General features: G+C 74.5%; 2 protein-coding genes. Both read right to left on the reverse strand.

What is annotated here, in order from left to right; genetic code table 11:
- On the reverse strand, positions 1-3,701 hold a 3,701-nt coding region (locus ACFVUY_RS43030), incomplete at its 3' end, for an amino acid adenylation domain-containing protein (RefSeq protein WP_387737338.1).
- Positions 3,698-6,629, reverse strand: a 2,932-nt coding sequence (locus ACFVUY_RS43035) for an amino acid adenylation domain-containing protein (RefSeq protein WP_387737339.1), incomplete at its 5' end; no start/stop codon positions are given. The genes ACFVUY_RS43030 and ACFVUY_RS43035, both read right to left, overlap by 4 nt.

Genomic DNA, 6,629 nt, shown 5'->3' on the forward strand with positions numbered 1-6,629 from the left:
GTGAAGTCGGCGTACTGGACGGGCAGCGGCGCCCACTGCGGGGCCGTGCCGTTCAGGCGGGCCCCGTACGCCGCCGCGAGGTCCGCACCCAGCGGCGCCAGCGACCAGCCGTCCGCGGCGATGTGGTGCACCGTCAGCAGCAGGACGTGCTCCTCGCCACCGAGCGCGAACAGCCGCGCCCGCACCGGGATCTCCGTCTCCAGCGCGAAGCCGACGGACGCGGCCTCCGACAGCGCCTGCGCCAGCTGCGCCTCGGTGGTCTCGGAGAAGCTCAGCTCCGGAGCCGCACCCTCCAGCACCTGCTGGTACGGCACGCCCCCGTCCTCGGGGAACACCGTGCGCAGGCTCTCGTGCCGCCCGACCACGTCCGACAGCGCCTGCGCCAGCGCGGCCCGGTCCAGCGCGCCGGAAAGCCGCAGCGCCAGCGGGATGTTGTAGGTGGCGCTCGGTCCCTCCAGCCGGTGCAGGAACCAGAGCCGCCGCTGCGCGTACGACAGCAGCACCCGCTCCGGCCGCACCACCGGGAGCAGCGCCGGGCGGGCCTGCCCGGCGTCCTCGGCGAGCCGGCCGGCCAGCGCGGCGACGGTCGGGGCCTCGAACAGGGTACGGATCGGCAGCTCGACGCCGAGCGCCGTCCGCACCCGGCCGACCAGCCGGGTGGCGAGCAGCGAGTGCCCGCCGAGGGCGAAGAAGTCGTCGTCGACACCGACCACGGGCGCGCCCAGCGCCTCGGCGAAGATCCCGGTGAGGATCTCCTCCTGCGGGGTGCGCGGGCCGCGTCCGGCCCCGCCGCCGGTGGCGAACTCGGGTGCGGGCAGCGCCTTGCGGTCCAGCTTGCCGTTCGGGGTGAGCGGGAGCACTTCCAGCCCGACGAAGGCCGCCGGGACCATGTACTCGGGCAGCGCCCGGGCGGCGTGCGAGCGCAGGGCGCCGAGGTCCAGCGCCTGCCCGGCGGCGGGCACCAGGTAGGCGGCCAGCCGCAGGTCCCCCGGGCGGTCCTCGCGGACCAGCACGGCACTCTGCGCGACTGCCGGGTGAGCGGCCAGCACGGCCTCGATCTCGCCGAGTTCGATCCGGAAGCCGCGGATCTTCACCTGGTCGTCGGCGCGGCCGGCGAACTCCAGTCCGCCGGTCTCCGTCCAGCGGGCGACGTCGCCGGTGCGGTACATCCGCGCGCCGGGAGGGCCGTACGGGTCGGCGATGAAGCGCTCGGCGGTCGGGCCGGGGCGGCCGAGGTAGCCGCGCGCCAGCCCGGCGCCGCCGACGTAGATCTCGCCCGCGACTCCGGGGGCGACCGGGCGCAGCCCGCCGTCCAGGATCTGGATCCGCAGGTCGGGGATGGCGCCGCCGATCATGCTGCCGGGGCCGGCGGCCGCGCTCGGGGCGTCCAGCGCCAGGTGGCTGACGTGCACGGTGGTCTCGGTGATGCCGTACATGTTGACCAGCACGGGAGCACGGTCGTCGTGCCGCTCGTACCAGTCGGCCAATCGCCACAGGTCGAGCGCTTCACCCCCGAACACCACGTACTTCAGGGCGAGTTCGCGGCGCAGCTCGGGGTTCTCCCGGTCCGCCTGCATCAGCTGGTAGAAGGCGGACGGGGTCTGGTTGAGGACGGTGACCCGCTGTTCGGCGAGCAGCCGCAGGAACTCCTCCGGCGAGCGGCTGACCGAGTACGGGACGACGACGAGCCGGCCACCGTGCAGCAGCGGGCCCCACAGCTCCCAGACCGAGAAGTCGAAGGCGTAGGAGTGGAACAGCGTCCAGACGTCCTGCGGGCCGAAGTGGAAGAACCGCTCGGTGGCGCCGAACAGCCGGACCACGTTCTGGTGCGGGATCACCACGCCCTTCGGCCGGCCGGTGGAGCCCGAGGTGTAGATGACGTACGCAGGGTGCTCCGGACGCAGCGCCGTCACCGGGGCGGTATCCGGCCGGGCGGCGAGTTCGGCGAGCACGCCCGGGGCGTCCAGGACGACGCGCGCGGTGTCGCCGGCCGGCACGTCGGTGGCGGCGTCGGTGAGCAGCAGCGCGGGCTGCGCGTCCGCAAGGGTGTAGGCGAGCCGGTCGGCCGGGTACTCGGGGTCGAGCGGCACGTACGCGGCGCCGGCCTTGAGCACGGCGAGGACGGCCACCACCAGGTCCGCCGAGCGGGACAGCGCCAGCGCGACGAAGTCCTCGGGGCCGACGCCGCGTTCGACCAGCAGATGGGCCAGCCGGTTGGCCCGGGCATCCAGCTCCCGGTACGTCAGCTCGGTGTCCCGGTGCGTGACGGCGACGGCCTCGGGAGTGCGCGCGGCCTGGGCGGCGAACAGCTCCGGGACGGTCGCGGGGGCCACCTCGGCACCGTCGCCGTTCCACTCGACCAGGACGCGGTGCAGCTCGGCCGGGCCGAGCAGGTCGATCCGGCCGACCGGCTGGGTCGGGTCGGCGGCGATCGCCTCGAACAGGCGGACCAGCCGCTCGCCGATCAGCCGGACGGCGTCGGCGTCGAACAGCTCGGGTCGGTGGTCGAGGCGCAGCTGCAGCCGCCCCTCGACCACGCTGGCGATCACGCCGAGCGGGTAGTGGGTGGCGTCGATCGCCTGCAGGTCGGCCAGCCGCAGCTCACCGACGGCGGGCTGGAGGGCCTGCGGGTCGAGCGGGTAGTTCTCGAAGACCGCGATGGTGTCGAAGAGCCGGCCGTGCCCGGCGAGGCGCTGCACCTCGGTCAGGCCCAGGTGCTGGTGCTCCATCAGGTCGGCCTGCTGGTCCTGCATCCGCGCCAGCGCGTCCACCAGCCGTTCACCGGCCTGGAGTCGGGCGCGGACGGGCAGGGTGTTGATGAACAGGCCGACCATCGTCTCGACACCCGGGAGCTCCGGCGGACGGCCGGAGACGGTCGCGCCGAACACCACGTCGTCGCGGCCGGTGAGCTTGGCGAGCAGCAGCGCCCAGGCGCCCTGGAGCACGCTGTTGAGGGTCAGCCCGTGCCGGCGGGCCTGGCTGCGCAGCTGCGCCGTCAGCTCGGCGGACAGCTCGACAATCCGGTGCTCGGGTGTGCGGGTGGCCTGCTCGGGCTCGGCGCCGGCCAGCAGGGTCGGCTCCTCCAGCCCGGCCAGCGCCTGCCGCCACGCCTCCCGGGCCCCGTCGGCGTCCTGGTCTCCCAGCCAGGCCAGGTACCGGCGGTACGGCGTGACGGCGGGCAGCGCCGTCTCGTCGCCGCCCCGGCCGTACAGCTCGAACAGCTCGCGCACCAGGATCGGCATCGACCAGCCGTCGAGCAGGATGTGGTGCTTGGTCAGCACCAGGGTGTGCCGCTGCTCACCGAGCCGGTACAGCGCGAAGCGCAGCAACGGCGGGCGGGCGAGGTCGAAGCGGCGGCCCCGGTCGGCAGCCAGCAGACGGGTCAGTTCGGCCTGCCGGGCGGCCTCGTCGGCGTGGCCGGACAGGTCGGTCGCGGTCCACGGCAGCTCGACCTCGTGCGGGATCAGCTGGACGGGCCGGGCCAGGCCCTCGTGCCGGAAGGCCGCCCGCAGGTTGGGGTGGCGGCGCAGCAGGCCGTCGGCGGCGGCGCGCAGCGCGGCCGGGTCGAGCGGGCCGTCCAGGTCGAGGACCAGCTGCACGGTGTACACGTCGGCGGCCCGCTCGTCGTAGAGCGAGTGGAAGAGCAGTCCTTCTTGCAGCGGGGAGAGCGGGAGCACGTCCGCCAGGCCGGGCTTCGTCACTTTGAGATCCTCCAGTCAGCTTCCAGCAGGTCGATCTCGGCCTGGGACAGGGTCACGAGGGAGAGGTCCGAGGGGGTGTGGCCGCCGCTGCCGGCGGTGCGGGCGTGCGCGGCGGTGACGGCCAGCGCGCGGAACCACAGGTCGGCCAGTTCGGCCACGGTCGCCTCGGGGACGGCGCCGTCCGGCCAGGACCAGGTGGCCACCAGCCGGGGGCCGTCCGGGTGGTCCTCGGTGAGCGCGTTGAGCTCCAGCGCATGGGTGAGCGGCATCGCCGGGTCGGCGCCGCCGCCGAGCGCCGGTGCCTCGGCGGCCGCCGTCCAGGGCTCGCGACCTGCGGCGGGGAAGCGGCCCAGGTAGTTGAAGCCGAGCTGCGGCTCGCCGAGCACCGCCAGCTGCGGGCCGGTCGCCGGGTTCAGGTGGCGCAGCAGACCGTGGCCGAGGCCGTGGTCGGGCAAGGCGCGCAACTGCTCCTTCACCCGCTTGAGCGCCTGGCCGACCGGGGCACCGCCGGCCCAGATCCCGGCCCAGTCCCGGACAACCGGGTCGAGCCGAACGGGGTACAGGCTGGTGAACCAGCCGACCGTGCGGGAGACGTCGGCACCGGGGAGCACGTCCTCGCGGCCGTGGCCCTCCAGGTCGACCAGCACCGAGCCGTCGCCCCGGCGGCCGCTCCGGCGGCGGTGGTCGGCGACGGCGAGCGCGAAGGCGGTGAGCAGGACGTCGTTGACGCCCGCGTGGTAGACGGCCGGGACGCTGGTCAGCAGCTCGGCGGTGAGCCCGGTGTCCAGGGTGCGGGTGAGGGTGCGCTCGGTGGCGACGACGTCCCGGGCCGGGTCGAACGGGCGGTCGCCGATCAGCGGGTCGAGCCCGTCCAACTGGCGTTCCCACTGGGACAGTTCAGCCCGCCGGCGGGGGTCGACAGCGGCCTCGGCCAGGCCCTCGGACCAGGTCCGGAAAGAGGTCGGCACCGGCTCGGGGGCGGGCGTGCGGCCTTCCCGTACGGCTTCCCAGGCAGCGGCCAGGTCCGGCACCAGGATGCGCCAGGACACGCCGTCGACCACCAGGTGGTGGACGACCAGCAGCAGCCGGCCGGCGTTGCCGGGGCCGGCGTCGAACCAGACCGCCTGGAGCATGGCGCCGTGCTCCGGGTCCAGCCGGTCGGCGGCCTCCTCGCTCTCCCGGGCCACCAGTTCGGTCAGGTCCGGGGTGGTGGCGGTGGTGAGGTCGATCCGGCGCACCAGCTCGGCGGCGCGTACGGTGCCGGGCGGCGGGACGTCCAGCGCGGGACCGTCTGCGCGGACCAGCCGGGCGCGCAGCGCGCCGTGGTGGTCCAGCACGGCCTGGAGGGCGGCGGTCAGGTGCTCCTCGGTCAGCTCGGCCGGGGCGTGCAGCAGCATCGACTGGTTGAACCGGCCGATCGGGCCGCCGCGTTCGAGCAGCCAGCGCATCACCGGGGTCGCCGGGATCCGGCCGATCCCGCTGTCCTCGATGGCAGGGCCCGCCGCGTCCGGCGCCGACTCGTCGGCGATCACGGCGAGGGCGGCGACGGTCTTGTGTTCGAAGACCTCGCGCGGGGTGATCACCAGGCCGGCCTTGCGGGCGCGGCTGACCAGCTGGATGGAGACGATGCTGTCGCCGCCCAGGTCGAAGAAGCTGTCGTCGACACCGACCCGGTCGAGGCCCAGGAGGCCGGCGAAGAGCTCGCAGAGGACCGCTTCGCGGTCGGTGCGGGCGGCAGTGCCGCTCGCGGCGGTGGACAGGTCGGGGGCCGGCAGGGCCTTGCGGTCCAGCTTGCCGTTCGGGGTCTGCGGCAGCTCGCCCAGCGGCACGACGGCTGCGGGGACCATGTAGTCGGGCAGCAGCCTGCCCACACCGATGCGCAGTCCGGCCGGGTCGAGCTCGGCACCGGCGGCGGGGACGACGTAGCCGACGAGCTGACGCACGCCCGGCTGGTCCTCGCGCACGACGACGGCCACCTGGCCGACACCCTCCTGCGCGGCCAGCGCCGCTTCCACCTCGCCGAGCTCGATCCGGAAGCCGCGCAGCTTGACCTGCTCGTCGGCGCGGCCGACGTACACGAGTTGGCCGTCCGCGCCCCAGCGGGCGAGGTCGCCGGTGCGGTACATCCGGGCACCGGCCGGGCCGTACGGGTCGGCGACGAAGCGCTGCGCGGACAGATCGGGGCGGTTCAGGTAGCCCCGCGCCAGACTCGGGCCGGCGATGAACAGCTCGCCGACCACACCGGGAGCCACCGGGCGCAGCCCCGAATCCAACACGTACAGACGGGAGTTGAACACCGGCGTGCCGATCGGCGGAGCCTCGCCGCCACTCAGCGCGCCACTCATCGAAGCACACACGGTCGACTCCGTCGGACCGTAAGCGTTCACCAGACGACGGCCCCGCGACCAGCGGCCCACCACCTCGCCCGACAGCGCCTCACCGGCCGACACCAACGTGCCACCCGCCAGCAGCCCGGCATCCGCGTCCATCGCCGCCAACACGACCGGCGGCAGCGTCGCGTGCGTCACGCCGTACTCCACCAGGGTGCCCGCCAGGGCCTCGCCCGGCAGCAGCCGCTCGGCCTCCACGACGACCAGCGCCGCACCGGACAGCAGACCCATGCACAGTTCCCAGAACGCCGCGTCGAAACTCGGCGACGCGAACTGCAACACCCGCGAACCCGGACCGACCTCGAACCGCTCCACCTGTGTGGCGAGCAGGCCGGCCACACCCGAGTGCGACACCACGACGCCCTTCGGGCGACCGGTCGAACCGGAGGTGTAGATCAGGTAGGCCGGGTTCGACAGTCGCGCGGGGCTGTCGAGTTCGGCACCCGACCGGGCTGCCACCGCTTCGACGACCGCCGGATCGTCCAGCACGACGACCGGACGGCCCTCGGGTACCCGGTCGGCCACGTCGGAGCGGGTG

It is taken from the genome of Kitasatospora sp. NPDC058063, from assembly GCF_042885395.1.
Classification (GTDB): domain Bacteria; phylum Actinomycetota; class Actinomycetes; order Streptomycetales; family Streptomycetaceae; genus Kitasatospora; species Kitasatospora lactacystinica.